Source organism: Faecalibacterium sp. Marseille-Q4164 (genome assembly GCF_017377545.1).
Lineage (GTDB): Bacteria > Bacillota > Clostridia > Oscillospirales > Ruminococcaceae > Faecalibacterium > Faecalibacterium duncaniae.
Window position 1 is genome coordinate 13,241 of the sequence record NZ_JAFREJ010000005.1, and the last position, 14,970, is coordinate 28,210.

The following is a 14,970-nucleotide window of genomic DNA, read 5'->3' on the forward strand; positions in this document are numbered from 1 at the left end:
AGAAAAACCGATTATGGCAAACGAGATCCCGGTTTACCTGTTTGTGGGCTTCCTCGAAAGCGGCAAGACCAAGTTCATTCAGGAGACCTTTGAAGACCCCAATTTCGACTCCGGCGACAAGACCCTGCTGCTGGTCTGCGAAGAGGGTGAGGAAGAATATAACGAAAAGAAGTTCGCCTTCCCCGGCGTGACCCTGAAGGTCCTCGAGGATAAGGCGGAGCTGAACCCCCAGAATCTGGCCAAGCTCGAAAAAGAATCCGGCGCAGGCCGTGTGGTCATTGAGTACAACGGCATGTGGCTGCTGCAGGATCTGGCCAACAACCTGCCCGAGAACTGGATCGTCTACCAGTGCATTGCCACGGCCGACGGCACCACGGCTCTGACCTACGCCCGCGACAACTCCATGCGCTCTCTGCTGCTGGACAAGATCGCCCGCAGTGAGCTGATCGTGTTCAACCGCGCCGAGGCCGTGAACAACGATGCCGCCCGTCAGGAGCTGCACAAGCTGGTGCGTCAGGCCTCCCGCAAGTGCGATATCGCCTATGAGTTCGCCGACGGCAGCGTGGCATATGATGACATCCCCGACCCGCTGCCCTTCGATCTGAACGCCCCGATCGTTGAGATCGGCGAGGACGATTTCGGCATCTGGTATATGGACTGCCAGGACGAGCCCCAGAAGTACGTGGGCAAGACCGTCCGGTTCCTGGCGCAGGTCTGCCAGACCAACCGCGCGGGCAAAAACAGCTTTGTGCCCGGCCGTTTTGCAATGACCTGCTGCGTGCAGGATATCCAGTTCGTGGGCTTCCCCTGCAGCTATGATGGCTACAAGGCACTGGAGCAGCGCGCCTGGGTCACTGTGACCGCCAAGGTCAATTACAAGTTCCACAACATCTACCGCGGCAAGGGCCCGGTGCTGACCGCCATTTCGGTGGAGCCCGCCGAAAAGCCGCAGAACGATGTCGTAACATTCTCTTAATCCTAACTTATACAGGGAGGACTTCACCATGAAAACTCTGTTCCGTGTTTTGGGTGCCGCTGCCGCTGTGGCTGTTACCGGTGCCGCCATCGTCGTGCTGGACAAAGTTCTGAACGACAAGGACCCGCTCCACGTCGAAAACGTGGAGTTCCCCGAGGAAGCTGAAAAGGACCCCGCCGAGGCCGAAAAGACTGCCGAAGCCTACGCCGAGGGCGAGGCCAAGGAGACCGCTCCCGGTGACGCATGGCCCCCTGCCTTTGAAAAGGCTCCTGCCGAGCCCGAGACTGCTCCTGCAGCCCCGGTGGTGGAAGCTGCCCGGGCAGAGGAGACTGCCGAGGAAAAGCCTGCGGCAGAGGAAACGACCGTGAATCCTGTGGAGGCAGGCCCTGCCGTTGCCCCCAAGGATGAGAACGGCAAGTTCGATACCACCAAGATCGCGGAGGCCAGCGATTTCACCGGCATCGAAGAGGAATCCGGCTGCAAGAGCTGAGCAAAGCAATAAAAGGACGCTGTGCCGCAGGGCACAGCGTCCTTTTTCTGTCTGGGTCATCTCCGCAGGGCTTTGGCGGCTTCGGTGCCCGCCACTGCACCCTCGTACACGGCCTTGGCGACCTGCAGCAGCCCGCCGGTGCAGTCTCCGGCGGCATACAGGCCGGGCAGGGTGGTCTGCATGTGGTCGTCCACCACGATCCGGCTGCCGTTCACCTCGGCCCCCAGCTTGCGGGCCAGGGCGGTGCTGCCTGCCACGCCCAGCGCCACGAACACGCCGGAGACTTCCAGCGTCCCGCCGTCTTTCAGCTGCACGCCGGTGACCCGCTCTTCGCCGAGAATGGCTTCCACGGCTTCCGTCCGCACGGCCACTTCCGGCGGGAACTGTGCCGTCAGCGGGGCCCCGCCCGTGAGCAGGGTGACGCTGTGAGCCACGGGCAGCAGGGCCTGTACCTCATGCAGGGCGTACTCTCCACTGCCCAGCACGGCCACATCCCTGCCGCGGTAGAAAAAGGCATCGCAGGTGGCGCAGTAGCTCACGCCGCGGCCCTCCAGCCCGGCAAGACCCGGAATGCGGGGCGCTGCCCGGGAAGCCCCCGTGGCCAGAATGACAGCATCGGCAGGGAAATCCCCGGCCAGCGTCTCCACGGTCAGCTTGTCGGTGTAGGTCAGGCCCACGGCCTCGGTGGTGACGAACTCCACCCCCACGGCCTTGGCACCCTCGATGCCCCGGCGTTCCAGCTCGGCACCGGCGATGGGTTCGGCAAAGCCGTAGTAGTTCTGGATGAGCTCGGCCCGGTCCAGTGCGCCGGGGCCCTTGGTCAGAACGGTGGTCTGCACCCCGGCGCGTGCGGCATACAATGCCGCCGAAACACCTGCGGGGCCGGAGCCGATGATCACAATGTTAGACATGGCAGTTTCTCCTTGTGGTAGGTTTGCTTTTGTCCAACCTCTCAGTCTCGCATCCGCTCGACAGCTCCCCTAGTAGGGGAACCATTGGCATTGCGTAAAGCCTTGCCTCTTTGCCAAGGCCTCTCCTACTAGGAGAGGTGGCATTGCGTAGCAATGACGGAGAGGTTGAGGACTGTTTGATCTTATGATAACTATTATACCTCAACTCCCCGCACTTTTCATCTCCGATGAACTGTGCTATACTGAAAATATCGCAAAAATCGACACCATGGAGGGGAAAAACCTATGTCCAAGCAGCGCCTGCTTTTTATCACCACCGGCGGCACCATTGCCAGCGTGCGCACCGCACAGGGACTCAAGCCTGTTCTGACCAGCGAGGAGCTGCTGGCCCATCTGCCGGAATTGCAGCAGCTCTGCTGCCCGGAAACGCTCAACCTGTGCAGCATCGACAGCACCGACCTTGGCCCGGAGCACTGGCTGATGATGGCCAAGGCCGTGCAGGAAAACTATGCGCTTTACGATGGCTTTATCATCTGCCACGGCACCGATACGCTGGCCTACTCGGCGGCGGCGCTGTCCTACCTTATTCAGAATGCGGACAAGCCCATCATCCTCACGGGTGCCCAGCAGCCCATTTCCAACGAGATCACCGATGCCAAGAAGAACCTGCGGGACAGCGTGATCTGCGCCCTTGACCCGGGCAGCCGGGGTGTGATGGTGGTGTTTGGCGGGCACGTCATTGCGGGCACCCGCGCCAAGAAGAACAAGACCATCAGCTACGATGCCTTTGCGTCGGTCAACTTCCCGGCGCTGGCGCTGGTGCAGGGCGACCGGCTGGTACGGTATGTGGCTTCGCCCTGGCCCACCGGCCCTGTGGAGTTTGGCCGGGCGCTGAACCCCAAAGTGTTCCTGCTCAAGCTGACCCCCGGCCTTGGGCCGGAGCTTATCCCGGCCATCTTTCAACAATATGACTGTGTCATTGTGGAAAGCTTTGGCGTGGGCGGTATTCCCCAGCGGCTCATGGATGCCTTTGCCGAGGAGCTGGGCGACTACGACAAGACCCACAAGATCCTGATCCTGACCACGCAGGTCACTTATGAGGGCAGCGATGCGGGCATTTACGAGGTGGGCAAGCGGGTCAAGAACCGCTTCCGCTTCCTGGAGGCCCACGATATGACCATTGAGGCCGTTGTCACCAAGGTCATGTGGCTGCTGGCCCAGAACTGCGAGAACTTTGACCAGCTCCAGCAGCGGTTCTACCGGCAGATCAATTTTGATACATTCTATCATTGAAACAAACGGGAGATGCCCCACCGGCACCTCCCGTTTCTGTTATGCGAACACCAGCTGCACCAACAGCACATAACACACCGGAGCCCGGTACAGCTTGTATGGTTTTGGATTCTTTCATGTACACTAACCCCCTGGATTAGTAGTATAACAGATTTCCGGGATTTTGCAAGAAAAATCCCGGGGCCGGATGTTTCCTGTCAATTTGAAAACTTTTTGTCCGTCACTCGTGGACTTTTGGCGAATCAGGACAAAGTTTTTTCAAAAGACTTGCACTTTGATGCTTTACTGTGGTAAAATCAAAGCGTACTTTCATTTGGAAAGACAAGGGGGAAAAAGTATATGACCAACATCTGCATCATCGCCACCATCATCATCTATCTGGTGGCAATGCTGTTGGTTGGGTTTGCATACAGCAAGTCCAACAACGACAGCACCGATTTCTACCTCGGCGGCCGCAAAATGGGCCCGCTGGTCACGGCCATGAGCGCCGAAGCCAGCGATATGTCCAGCTGGCTGCTGATGGGAATGCCGGGCCTTGCCTACCTCACCGGCATCGCCTCGCCCGGCTGGACCGCCATCGGCCTGGCGCTGGGCACCTGGCTGAACTGGCTCATCGTGGCCCGGCGGCTGCGGCGGTATTCGGCCAATCTGGAAGCCATCACCGTGCCGCAGTTCCTGTCCCTGCGCTTCCACGACCAGCGCAATCTGCTCAACGCACTGGGCGCGGTGATCATCATCGTGTTCTTTGTGCCCTACACGGCTTCGGGCTTTGCCGCCTGCGGTAAGCTGTTCCACAGCCTGTTCGGCGTGGATTACATGGCGGCCATGGTGGTCTCGGCCTGTGTCATCGTGGGCTATACCATCACGGGCGGCTTCCGCGCCGTTACCACCACCGACCTCATCCAGTCCATCGTGATGAGTCTGGCCCTTGTGGCTGTGCTGGTGTACGGCATTGGCGCGGCAGGCGGCTGGGATGCCGTTGTGGCCAACGCCAAGAGCCTGCCCGGCTACCTGACCATGATGGCCAGCCATAACGCCGCCGAGGGTACGGCCACCTCGTACAGCCTGCTGGACATCGTCTCCACCATGGCGTGGGGCCTGGGCTACTTCGGAATGCCCCACATCCTGCTCCGCTTCATGGCCATTGAGGAGGAAAAGAAGCTGGTACTCAGCCGCCGCATTGCCAGCGTGTGGGTCGTCATTGCCATGACAGCCTCCATCATCATCGGCATGGTGGGCCTTGGCATGACCAAGGCAGGCGCGCTGGAGTACCTGAGCGGCTCCTCCAGCGAGACGGTCATCGTCCGCATTGCAAACCTCATTGCACAGCACGGCATTCTGGCAGCCGTGCTGGCGGGCCTGATCCTGGCGGGCATCCTTGCCGCCACCATGTCTACCGCCGACAGCCAGATGCTTGCCGCCGCGTCCAGCGTCTCCCAGAACATCCTGCAGGAGTTCGGCCACATGAAGCTGACCGAACGCCAGAGCCTGTTTGCTGCCCGCCTGACCATTATCTGCGTCAGCGTGGTGGGCGTGGTGCTGGCCCGTGACCCCAATTCCAGCGTGTTCGGCATCGTCAGCTTTGCATGGGCCGGTTTCGGCGGCGCGTATGGTGCCGTGATGCTCTGCGCCCTGTTCTGGAAGCGCTGCAACTGGCAGGGTGCGCTGGCCGGGATGCTCGCTGGCGGCCTGATGGTCTTTGTCTGGAAGTACCTCATCAGTCCGCTGGGCGGCGTGTTCAGCATCTATGAGCTGCTGCCCGCCTTCCTGACCTCGCTGCTGGTCTGCGTGGTGGTCAGCCTGGTCACCCCCGCCCCCTCGAAGGAGATCGAAGCCGAGTTTGAGGCGGCGAAATAAGAAACAATAGAAAGCAAGGGCCATTGCACAGATTCTCGTGCAATGGCCCTTGCTTTATGCTCGGCGCACAACGCCGTTCTCAACAAAAAAAGATTCGGCTAAGAAAAAATATTTTGCATACAAAAAAAGAAAAGATTGCTTGTGCAGAATCACGAAAATGCTGCACGGATTAAAGAATACAACAAGAAATACTTTTAAATCGTAAATTCTTCAGGCGGAATCGTAAAAAAATTCTAACATTTTGGAAAGAGATGCCGTATCATGGATTTATAAATATGCATACGGCTTGCGGGCGGTGTGCCAAAATTGTCCGGAAAGTTCAGAAAGGAGTATTTTCATGGGGAAATCAACAGTGGATGCGTCTGCAGGGTTTGGATTGCGTGATAAACTTGCATACGCAGCGGGTGACTTTGGCTGCAATATGAGTTTTGCACTCAAAGGCTACCTGACGATTTATTGGACGCAGTTTATGGGGATCGACAACTACCTGATGGCATCCCTTCTGCTGATCGTGCAGATCTGGGACGCAATCAACGATCCGATTATCGGAGCAATGGTAGATGCGGATACGCGCAAATACCGCCGGAACAAGTTCCTTGCCTATATCTGGTTCGGTGCGATCGGACTGACCGTGGCCGGTGCACTTTGCTATCTGCCGTTCCCGCAGGCTCCCGGTATGGTCAAGAACATTCTGTTTGTGGCAGGCTATATGATCTGGGATGCTTTCTACACCGTTGCAAATGTGCCGTATGGCTCGATGCTGTCTCTGATCTCGGATGACCCGATCCAGCGTGCACAGCTGTCTACCTTCCGCTCCATTGGTTCTATGGGCGGTGCGCTTCTGACCGGTATGCTGATCCCGGTGATCATTTATGATAACCAGAACAACCTGCGCGGTGAGCAGATGTTTGTCATTGCTCTGATCATGGGTTTGATCGGTCTGGTCTGCTTCCGCTTTATGGTCACGAACACAAAGGTGCGTGTGGACACCACGATCACTCTGAAAGAGGATGCACCAAAGTTCAACATCATGAAGGCGTTCAACAACTTTATCCATAATCGCCCGGCTGTGGGCGCAACGCTGGCACCTATCGCAACGTTTATTGGTATGTATGGTGCCTCTACTGCAGGTCAGATCCTGTTCCAGGCTTATTTCAAGAATGCAAAGATCTCCGGCATTGTGGGTATGATCTCCTACTTTGGCGTTTTCATCTTCAGTCCTTTTGTGAGCCGTATCGTCAAGCGCTTTGGCAAGAAAGAAGCCGTGACCTTTGGTTCAGTCGTCTGTGCGCTGGCGTACGTCCTGATGCTGGTTCTGCCCATCACACCGGACGGCCGGGGCCTCAGTCTTTATGTCCTGTGTCAGGTCATTGCAATGCTGGGCGGCGGCATCGGAAGCTGCCTGAGCTGGTCTCTGATGGCAGATGCGATCGATTATAACGAGTGGAAATTTGGTGTGCGAGAAGAAGGCACTACCTATGCACTGCACTCCTTCTTCCGTAAGCTTGCACAGGGCATCGGACCTTCTCTGGGCCTTGTTCTGGCAACCAAACTGGGCTATGATGCATCTCTGAAGGCTGCACAGACGATCGAAGTGGCAACCCGGATGCGCTATCTGGTGCCGGTCATGTATCTGGGAAGCTATATCGTGATGATCATTGCGTACGGCGTGGTGTTCAATCTGGATAAAAAGACCCTGGCGCAGATGGAAAGCGATCTGAAAGAACGCCGTGCAAAGAACGAAAAGTAAAGGATCTTAAAATCAGAGGAATATAAGAACGGAAACCTTCTGATAAGATGATAGAAAGCCCTCCTTTCGCCTGAGTGCGACAGGAGGGCTTTCTTTTTTTCAGTTGATCAGAATCGCCATCATCTCAGCGCAGGGGACCACGAAGCCGAACCCGAAGAAGAACAGCAGGTCGAGCACAAACTTCCAGAGCCGGACAGTAGGGGAGCAGAAGTTCATGGAGCGGGTGACGGAGGCACCTATCTCACCCCAGTGTCGGTAGTAGCCGGTCTGCTCAAAGTTGTTCCAGAGCTCCAGCGAGAGAAATTCTATCCCGACGAACAATGGAAAAAACACCCAGGAGGGAAGCCAGCCGTCTGCCTGCAGGTTCCCATTGCTCAGGGTACGCCAGTGGACGGCCATCCGGCCCGGGCAGGCGAGGATGCCCCAGATGGCCAGTGCGGCACTGAGCCAAAACAAAACTGCCCGTACCGAGCGCCAGTCAATGGATTGTTGACGGCGCAGCAGGGTAAAGAAATCTTCCAGCGGGACTTCCGGTGCAATATCTGCCTCCTGCGGGTCGCGGCAGTGCATCAGGTCGGCAAGGGTCAGCCCCAGCGCGTCGGCCAGTGGTTCCAGCGTGTTGATGTCCGGCAGGCCGACCCCGCGTTCCCATCGGCTGACAGCCTTATCTGTTACATGCAGCTGCTGGGCCAGCTCTGCCTGTGTTAATCCTTGTGACTTGCGCATCCGGGCGAGAAATGCCCCGAACGTTTTCGCATCCATTGTGCTCACATCCTTTGGAAAAAGGATAGCATACCACGCACCAAAAGGCAATCGACGCTTCGTTTACAGACGCTGAAACGCAAAAACTCCCCACCCTGTGCTCGGTCAATGAGCACAGGGTGGGGAGCTTCTTTATATGGAGTTCAGAAGAAAAATGCTGGGATCAGAGCTTACAGCTGGGGGCCGGCAGAGACCAGAGCCTTGCCGTGCTCGTTACCCTCGTACTTCTTGAAGTTCTTGATGAAGCGGCCAGCCAGATCCTTGGCCTTCTCCTCCCACTGGGAAGCGTCGGCGTAGGTATCGCGGGGATCCAGGATGCCGGTGTCAACACCGTTCAGGACGGTGGGAACCTCGAAGTCGAAGTAGGGGATCTTCTTGGTGGGCACGTTGTTGATATCGCCGTTCAGGATAGCATCGATGATGCCACGGGTGTCCTTGATGGAGATGCGCTTGCCGGTGCCGTTCCAGCCGGTGTTGACCAGGTAAGCCTTAGCGCCGCTCATCTTCATCTTCTTGACCAGCTCCTCAGCGTACTTGGTGGGGTGCAGCTCCAGGAAAGCCTGGCCGAAGCAAGCGGAGAAGGTGGGGGTGGGCTCGGTGATGCCGCGCTCAGTGCCGGCCAGCTTGGCGGTGAAGCCGGACAGGAAGTAGTACTGGGTCTGCTCGGGGCTCAGGATAGAGACGGGAGGCAGAACACCGAATGCGTCAGCAGACAGGAAGATGACATTCTTTGCAGCAGGTGCAGAAGAGACGGGGCGGACGATGTTCTGGATGTGGTTGATGGGGTAGGACACACGGGTGTTCTCGGTGACAGACTTGTCAGCGAAGTCGATGTGGCCCTCAGCATCCAGAGTGACGTTCTCCAGCAGAGCGTTGCGCTTGATGGCGTTGTAGATATCAGGCTCGGAGTCCTTATCCAGGTTGATGACCTTTGCGTAGCAGCCGCCCTCGAAGTTGAACACGCCGTTGTCGTCCCAGCCGTGCTCGTCATCGCCGATCAGCAGACGCTTGGGATCGGTGGACAGGGTGGTCTTGCCGGTGCCGGACAGACCGAAGAAGATGGCAGTGTTCTCGCCGTTCAGGTCGGTGTTGGCGGAGCAGTGCATGGAAGCAATGCCCTTCAGCGGCAGGAAGTAGTTCATCATGGAGAACATGCCCTTCTTCATCTCGCCGCCGTACCAGGTGTTGACGATGACCTGCTCCTTGCTGGTGATGTTGAACATAACAGCAGTCTCGGAGTTCAGGCCCAGCTCCTTGTAGTTCTCGACCTTGGCCTTGGAAGCGTTGTAAACAACGAAATCAGGCTCAAAGTTCTCCAGCTCCTCAGCGGTGGGCTTGATGAACATGTTGGTGACGAAGTGTGCCTGCCAGGCCACTTCCATGATGAAACGGACAGCCATGCGGGTGTCCTTGTTTGCGCCGCAGAAAGCATCCACAACGTACAGGCGCTTGTTGGACAGCTCCTTCTTTGCGATCTCCTTCACGGCAGCCCAGGCTTCCTCAGAAGCGGGGTGGTTGTCGTTCTTGTACTCGTCGCTGGTCCACCAAACGGTGTTCTTGGAGTTCTCGTCCATCACGATGAACTTGTCCTTGGGGGAACGGCCGGTGTAGATGCCGGTCATAACGTTCACAGCGCCCAGCTCGCTGACCTTGCCCACTTCGTAGCCTTCCAGGCCGGGCTTGGTCTCTTCCTCGAACAGCTGCTCGTAAGAGGGGTTATACACGACCTCGGTCGTGCCGGTAATGCCGTACTTGCTCAGATCTACCTTTGCCATAATACTTATACCTCTTCTTTCGTTCAGATCAATTCTGATCGCGCGACGCACATGCCCTTAGCCAATGGGCAGCGCGGGCGATGAAGAAATACAGATGCGTATTCTCCTGTTTATCATTATACATAAAATCGTTCCAAAATCAACCAGAGGGAACAAAAGGTTCTTATAAATGTAACAAATTTTATTCAGAATCTTAGCTGTTTGAAGTGATTTCATAAGAAGAAAGGGGAACCGCGGCGAACAAAATAAAGAAAAGAGACCCAAAACACAACTTTGATAATATTTTGTCGATTCTGGATGCAAGCGGGTATCCCAGAGCGGAAAAACCGGGGCGGGAGGCCCGCAGCACAAATTTCTGAAAAACTTGAAATTTCCTGTTGACAAAGTACGACTGCTATGCTAAAATAATCGAGTCGGGAGCGAAACCCCGATGCGAAAATGGACGTATGGCCCGTTGGTCAAGCGGTTAAGACAGAGGCCTCTCACGCCTTTAACATCGGTTCGATTCCGGTACGGGTCACCATTTTATAGTAGTAAAACGGCTGTATGCCGTTTTATATAGATGCCTCTTTAGCTCAGTCGGTTAGAGCACCTGACTGTTAATCAGGGTGTCGCCTGTTCGAGTCAGGCAAGAGGCGCCAGCAAAGCGATGGAAATGTTCCATCGCTTTTTTCTTTTTGTTGACAGCGAATGCGGCGGGGGATATACTTATAAATAACGATTAAACCTCTCAGTCCGCCTGGCGGCGGCCAGCTCCCCTGGTAGGGGAGCCCTTGGCAGAAGCAGAACGTTTTTCGGAAAAGGCAAGGCGGAGCAAGGAGACTTTTGAGGAGAAGAATTACAATGAAACAGATCATTCTGACCGGCGACCGTCCCACGGGCCGCCTGCATGTTGGCCACTACGTTGGCTCTTTAAAGGAGCGCGTGCGCCTGCAGAACACCGGCAAGTTCGACGAGATCTATATTATGATCGCTGACGCGCAGGCCCTGACGGACAATGCCGATAACCCGGAGAAGGTCCGCCAGAACATCCTGCAGGTGGCACTGGACTATCTGGCCTGCGGTCTGGACCCCAACAAGGTCCACATCTTCATCCAGTCCATGGTGCCGCAGCTGACGGAGCTGAGCTTCTATTATATGAATCTGGTCACGGTGAGCCGCCTGCAGCGCAACCCCACCGTGAAGAGCGAGATCCAGATGCGGAACTTCGAGACCAGCATCCCGGTGGGCTTCTTCACCTACCCCATCAGCCAGGCAGCGGATATCACGGCGTTCGGTGCCACCACTGTGCCGGCCGGTGAGGATCAGATGCCCATGCTGGAGCAGTGCCGCGAGATCGTGCACAAGTTCAACGCCGTCTACGGCGAGACCCTGACCATGCCTGAGATCATGCTGCCCCAGAATGCCGCCTGCCTGCGCCTGCCCGGCATCGATGGCAAGGCTAAGATGAGTAAGAGCCTGGGCAACTGCATCTACCTGTCGGATGAGCCCGAGGACATCAAGAAGAAGATCATGTCCATGTACACCGACCCCAACCACCTGCGGGTGCAGGACCCCGGCAAGGTGGAGGGTAACCCCGTGTTCATCTATCTGGACGCTTTCAGCCGCCCTGAGCACTTCGCCGAGTTCCTGCCGGAGTACCAGAACCTCGATGAGCTCAAGGCCCACTATCAGCGTGGCGGTCTGGGCGACGTGAAGATCAAGAAGTTCCTCAACGCCGTCATGCAGGCCGAGCTGGAGCCCATCCGCAACCGCCGCAAGGAGTGGGAGCAGCGCCTGCCCGAGGTCGTGGAGATCCTGAAGGAAGGCAGCGCCGTGGCCGAAAAGACCGCTGCCGCCACCCTGGCCAATGTCCGCAAAGCCATGCGCATTGACTACTTCGCGGATAATAACCTGCTGAAGTAACAAATGGTAGAAACAAAACCGCCTGTGCCCATGCGATTATGCTGGGTGCAGGCGGTTTTTGCGTGGCTGCAACCGCTGGTTGACAAATTTCAAGCCGCAATTGGTGGTTGTCAACTGGAAAATCTGCTATGATAACAGCATAGAGGACGTCCGCCGGAATCCATTGATACGCCGCCCTGCGGCAGAAAAGAGAACACTATGATCTTAGCAGAAAAAATTGCCCTTCTCCGCCGCCAGAATGGATGGAGCCAGGAGGAACTGGCCAATCAGCTGAATGTCTCGCGCCAGGCGGTCTCGAAGTGGGAGGGCGGAACGTCCATCCCCGACTTGGATAAAATACTGAAGCTGAGTGCTCTGTTTGAAGTGAGCACCGACTACTTATTAAAAGATGAGCTGGAACAGCCCGATGCCACGGCCCCGCTGCCGAAGGAAGAGCGGGTGACAGAACCCTGCCGCACCGTCTCATTTGACGAGGCAAACGCATATCTCAGCACGGTGCAGGCCGTGCATGGGAAGGTGGCGGCGGGTGTGGGCTTGTGCATCCTCAGCCCCATCGCGCTGCTTGTTCTGGGCGCATGGAGCGATGGTACACCCAGCGAAGAGCGGATGGCAGGGCTCGGTGTCATCTTCCTGCTGCTCTTCGTTGCGCTGGGGCTGCTGCTCATCCTGCCCGCCGCCATCCGGCTGGAAGCGTTTGAATATCTGGAAAAAGAGCAGATCGCCCTTGCCTATGGTGTGGAGGGCATCGTGGAGCGGCAGAAACAGGAGTATGCGCCCACCTACCGCCGCAGCATGACCCAGGGCGTGGTGCTCTGTGTGCTGGCCGTGGTGCCGATCCTGGGTACGGCCATGCTGGGAGTACCAGACTTCTGGGTCGCTGCCGCAGTCGGCCTGCTGCTGGCCATTGTGGCCGGTGCAGTACAGTTGTTCATCCGGGCCGGGATGACCCAGGGCAGCTTTGATAAGCTGCTGCAAACGGGGGAATACACCGTCCGCGAAAAGTGGACGAACCGCCGCGTCGGTTGGTTTGCCGGGGCCTACTGGTGCCTTGTAACGGCGGTGTACCTCGCTGTCAGCTTCTGGAACAACAACTGGGAAAAGAGCTGGATCATCTGGGCCGTGGCCGGGCTTGTCTTCGCCGCCCTCTACTCGGCCGTCCGTGCGTGGGCAGACCGAAAAAATCAGTAAACGAACAGCGCCGCTCTCCCGGTCATGGGAAAGCGGCGCTGTTCATTTAACGTTTCAAATCTGCAAATAGTTCATCCAAATCCGTATCATGCTTTACATTGGGGTCTCGCGCAATGCGCTCGGCTTCCAACATGGCAGCAATGGTTTCTTCGTTTGGATGCTCTTCACTTTGCAGCTCTATTTTTACAATATCAGGCATTGTAGCTGCGGGTCTTGATCTCCTCGGTGACCTTTGCGATGAATTCATCCACTTCCATCGTGGTGGTCTCGCCCTTGCGGTCACGGACAGAAAGGTTGCCGGCCTCGGCTTCCTTTGCACCCAGAACCAGCATGTAGGGCACACGGTCCACCTGCTGTGCGGCACGGATCTTGTAGCCGATCTTCTGGTTGTCATCGTCCAGAGCCACGCGGACACCGGCCTCCACCAGCTTCTCGGTGATGCTCTCCGCATACTCGAGGGTCTTTTCGGAAACGGGCAGGACCTTGACCTGAACAGGTGCCAGCCAGGTGGGGAACTTGCCCTTGGTCTCCTCGATCAGGTAGGCCATGAAGCGGTCCAGGGAGCCCAGGATCGCACGGTGCAGAACAACGGGGGTCTTTTCGGAACCGTCCTTGTCCACATAGGTCAGGTGGAACTTTGCGGGCAGGCAGAAGTCCAGCTGGCAGGTGGACAGAGTATACTCAGCACCCACGGCGGGCTTGACGTTCACGTCCAGCTTGGGGCCGTAGAAGGCGGCCTCGCCGATCTCCTCGGTGAAGTGGATGCCCAGCTCGGTCAGCACCTCGCGCAGAGCGTTTTCGGCGTGGTTCCACATGGCATCGTCGTCGTGGTACTTCTTCTTGTCGGCGGGGTCACGCAGGGACAGAACGCAGCGGTAATCGGTGATCTTGAAGTCCTTGTAGGTCTCGAAGATCAGGTTGCAGACATCGGCGACCTCGCTCTTGATCTGCTCCGGAGTGCAGAACAGGTGGGCATCGTTCTGGCAGAAGTGGCGGCCGCGCTCAATGCCCTTCAGGGTGCCGGAGGACTCGTAGCGGAAATCGTGTGCGATCTCACCGATGCGCATGGGCAGGTCACGGTAAGAGTGGGGACGATTTGCGTAGATCATCATGTGGTGAGGGCAGTTCATCGGGCGCAGGACGTAGCTTTCACCCTCCATCTCCATGGCGGGGAACATGTTCTCGCGGTAGTGATCCCAGTGGCCGGAGGTCTTGTACAGGTTCACGGTACCGATGCAGGGGGTCATCACGTGCAGGTAGCCGCGTGCACGCTCCTTCTCCTTGATATAGTTCTCCAGCTCCTGCCAGACGGTGTAGCCTGCGGGCAGGAACATGGGCAGGCCGCGGCCCACCAGGTCGTCAGTCATAAACAGGCCCATCTCCTTGCCGATCTTGCGGTGATCGCGCTCACGGGCCTCCTGCTGCTCCTTCTCCCAGGCTTCCAGCTCTTCCTGGTTGTGGAATGCCACACCGTTGATACGGGTCAGCATCTTGTTTTCTTTGTCGTTCTTCCAGTATGCGCCGGACTGCTGGGTGATCTTGAAGGCCTTCAGCGCCTTGGTGTAGGTCAGGTGGGGTCCGATGCACATGTCAACGTACTCGCCCTGCTGGAAGAAGCTGAACTCGGTCTCGTCGGCCAGATCAGCCATGTGCTCGATCTTGTAGTGCTCCTGGCGCTCCTCCATCAGCTTCACAGCCTCGTCACGGGGCAGGATGAAGGGCTTGATGGCCAGATTTTCCTTGCAGATCTTGCGCATCTCTTTTTCGATGTTGGCCAGATCGTCATCGGTGAGCTTGGTGTCGCCCAGATCGACATCGTAGTAGAAGCCGTTCTCAGTGGCGGGGCCAAAGGCAAAGTCAGCCTCGGGGTACAGGCGCTTGATAGCCTGCGCCATGATGTGAGCAGCGGTGTGGCGGATAACATGCAGTTCCTGGTCCTGCGGGCACTCGTCCACATGGCCGTCTTTGTAGATGATCTTCATAGTGGTTCTCCTTTTGATGAAAGTTAAAACAAAAAAGCGCTCCATCCCGCTCAAATTTACGGGATGAAGCGCCTGAAGATT

At 57.1% G+C, this 14,970-nt stretch carries 12 protein-coding genes and 2 tRNA genes; 9 read left to right on the plus strand and 5 right to left on the minus strand.

Annotation, left to right across the window (positions count from 1 at the left end; genetic code table 11):
* Nucleotides 1–13 precede the first annotated feature (13 nt).
* The gene (locus J3352_RS07065) at nucleotides 14–976 is read left to right on the plus strand and encodes a GTP-binding protein (protein ID WP_005934829.1); all 963 of its coding nucleotides are present in this window, start codon (nucleotides 14–16) and stop codon (nucleotides 974–976) included.
* 28 nt (nucleotides 977–1,004) lie between these two features.
* Nucleotides 1,005–1,466, plus strand: coding sequence for a hypothetical protein (locus tag J3352_RS07070; protein WP_097773149.1), 462 nt, complete (start codon nucleotides 1,005–1,007; stop codon nucleotides 1,464–1,466).
* A 56-nt stretch (nucleotides 1,467–1,522) separates the two neighbouring features.
* Here J3352_RS07070 and J3352_RS07075 read toward each other — a convergent pair whose 3' ends face one another.
* Entirely contained in the window at nucleotides 1,523–2,377 is an 855-nt protein-coding gene (locus tag J3352_RS07075; protein WP_156066743.1) for an NAD(P)/FAD-dependent oxidoreductase, read from the minus strand.
* 285 nt (nucleotides 2,378–2,662) lie between these two features.
* On the opposite strand from J3352_RS07075, the gene J3352_RS07080 reads away from it, so the two are divergent.
* The 3 genes from J3352_RS07080 to J3352_RS07090 all read left to right on the plus strand — a co-directional run bounded on the left by J3352_RS07080 (nucleotide 2,663) and on the right by J3352_RS07090 (nucleotide 7,277).
* Nucleotides 2,663–3,670 (plus strand): asparaginase, encoded by a 1,008-nt coding sequence (locus tag J3352_RS07080; protein WP_156066741.1) that lies wholly within the window; start codon nucleotides 2,663–2,665, stop codon nucleotides 3,668–3,670.
* Nucleotides 3,671–4,009: 339 nt separating this feature from the next.
* The gene (locus tag J3352_RS07085) at nucleotides 4,010–5,527 is read left to right on the plus strand and encodes a sodium/proline symporter (protein WP_156066739.1); all 1,518 of its coding nucleotides are present in this window, start codon (nucleotides 4,010–4,012) and stop codon (nucleotides 5,525–5,527) included.
* A 376-nt stretch (nucleotides 5,528–5,903) separates the two neighbouring features.
* Nucleotides 5,904–7,277 (plus strand): MFS transporter, encoded by a 1,374-nt coding sequence (locus tag J3352_RS07090; protein ID WP_242699908.1) that lies wholly within the window; start codon nucleotides 5,904–5,906, stop codon nucleotides 7,275–7,277.
* 99 nt (nucleotides 7,278–7,376) lie between these two features.
* Here the strand turns inward: J3352_RS07090 and J3352_RS07095 are convergent, their stop codons facing one another.
* Together J3352_RS07095 and pckA are read right to left on the minus strand one after the other, a co-directional pair.
* A complete protein-coding gene (locus J3352_RS07095) occupies nucleotides 7,377–8,039 on the minus strand; it encodes a helix-turn-helix domain-containing protein (RefSeq protein ID WP_117535875.1) in 663 nt (220 codons plus the stop codon).
* 170 nt (nucleotides 8,040–8,209) lie between these two features.
* Nucleotides 8,210–9,814, minus strand: a complete 1,605-nt coding sequence (pckA, locus tag J3352_RS07100; RefSeq protein WP_156066735.1) for a phosphoenolpyruvate carboxykinase (ATP) — start codon at nucleotides 9,812–9,814, stop codon at nucleotides 8,210–8,212.
* Nucleotides 9,815–10,262: 448 nt separating this feature from the next.
* Between pckA and J3352_RS07105 the strand changes: the two genes are divergently transcribed.
* The 4 genes from J3352_RS07105 (at nucleotide 10,263) to J3352_RS07120 (ending at nucleotide 12,907) form a co-directional block, all read left to right on the plus strand.
* Nucleotides 10,263–10,337, plus strand: a tRNA-Glu gene (locus J3352_RS07105).
* A gap of 41 nt (nucleotides 10,338–10,378) precedes the next feature.
* Nucleotides 10,379–10,455, plus strand: a tRNA-Asn gene (locus tag J3352_RS07110).
* Between the two features lie 202 nt (nucleotides 10,456–10,657).
* Nucleotides 10,658–11,719 carry a tryptophan--tRNA ligase gene (trpS, locus tag J3352_RS07115; protein ID WP_005934814.1) on the plus strand — a complete coding sequence of 354 codons (1,062 nt, stop codon included), beginning with the start codon at nucleotides 10,658–10,660 and terminating at the stop codon, nucleotides 11,717–11,719.
* A gap of 198 nt (nucleotides 11,720–11,917) precedes the next feature.
* Entirely contained in the window at nucleotides 11,918–12,907 is a 990-nt protein-coding gene (locus J3352_RS07120; RefSeq protein WP_156066731.1) for a helix-turn-helix domain-containing protein, read from the plus strand.
* 46 nt (nucleotides 12,908–12,953) lie between these two features.
* Here the strand turns inward: J3352_RS07120 and J3352_RS07125 are convergent, their stop codons facing one another.
* Together J3352_RS07125 and thrS are read right to left on the minus strand one after the other, a co-directional pair.
* Nucleotides 12,954–13,106 (minus strand): hypothetical protein, encoded by a 153-nt coding sequence (locus tag J3352_RS07125; RefSeq protein WP_197036539.1) that lies wholly within the window; start codon nucleotides 13,104–13,106, stop codon nucleotides 12,954–12,956.
* Entirely contained in the window at nucleotides 13,099–14,889 is a 1,791-nt protein-coding gene (thrS, locus tag J3352_RS07130) for a threonine--tRNA ligase (RefSeq protein WP_156066729.1), read from the minus strand. The genes J3352_RS07125 and thrS overlap by 8 nt, the downstream gene beginning before the upstream one ends.
* Between the last annotated feature and the right edge of the window lie 81 nt (nucleotides 14,890–14,970).

Excerpts from the sequence above, each read along its gene's own strand:
- J3352_RS07080 (WP_156066741.1), top strand. The coding sequence starts at position 2,663 with ATGTCCAAGCAGCGCCTGCTTTTTATCACCACCGGCGGCACCATTGCC.
- thrS (WP_156066729.1), bottom strand. The coding sequence starts at position 14,889 with ATGAAGATCATCTACAAAGACGGCCATGTGGACGAGTGCCCGCAGGAC.
- J3352_RS07120 (WP_156066731.1), top strand. The coding sequence starts at position 11,918 with ATGATCTTAGCAGAAAAAATTGCCCTTCTCCGCCGCCAGAATGGATGG.
- J3352_RS07095 (WP_117535875.1), bottom strand. The coding sequence starts at position 8,039 with ATGGATGCGAAAACGTTCGGGGCATTTCTCGCCCGGATGCGCAAGTCA.
- J3352_RS07070 (WP_097773149.1), top strand. The coding sequence starts at position 1,005 with ATGAAAACTCTGTTCCGTGTTTTGGGTGCCGCTGCCGCTGTGGCTGTT.
- pckA (WP_156066735.1), bottom strand. The coding sequence starts at position 9,814 with ATGGCAAAGGTAGATCTGAGCAAGTACGGCATTACCGGCACGACCGAG.
- J3352_RS07085 (WP_156066739.1), top strand. The coding sequence starts at position 4,010 with ATGACCAACATCTGCATCATCGCCACCATCATCATCTATCTGGTGGCA.
- J3352_RS07125 (WP_197036539.1), bottom strand. The coding sequence starts at position 13,106 with ATGCCTGATATTGTAAAAATAGAGCTGCAAAGTGAAGAGCATCCAAAC.
- J3352_RS07075 (WP_156066743.1), bottom strand. The coding sequence starts at position 2,377 with ATGTCTAACATTGTGATCATCGGCTCCGGCCCCGCAGGTGTTTCGGCG.
- trpS (WP_005934814.1), top strand. The coding sequence starts at position 10,658 with ATGAAACAGATCATTCTGACCGGCGACCGTCCCACGGGCCGCCTGCAT.
- J3352_RS07065 (WP_005934829.1), top strand. The coding sequence starts at position 14 with ATGGCAAACGAGATCCCGGTTTACCTGTTTGTGGGCTTCCTCGAAAGC.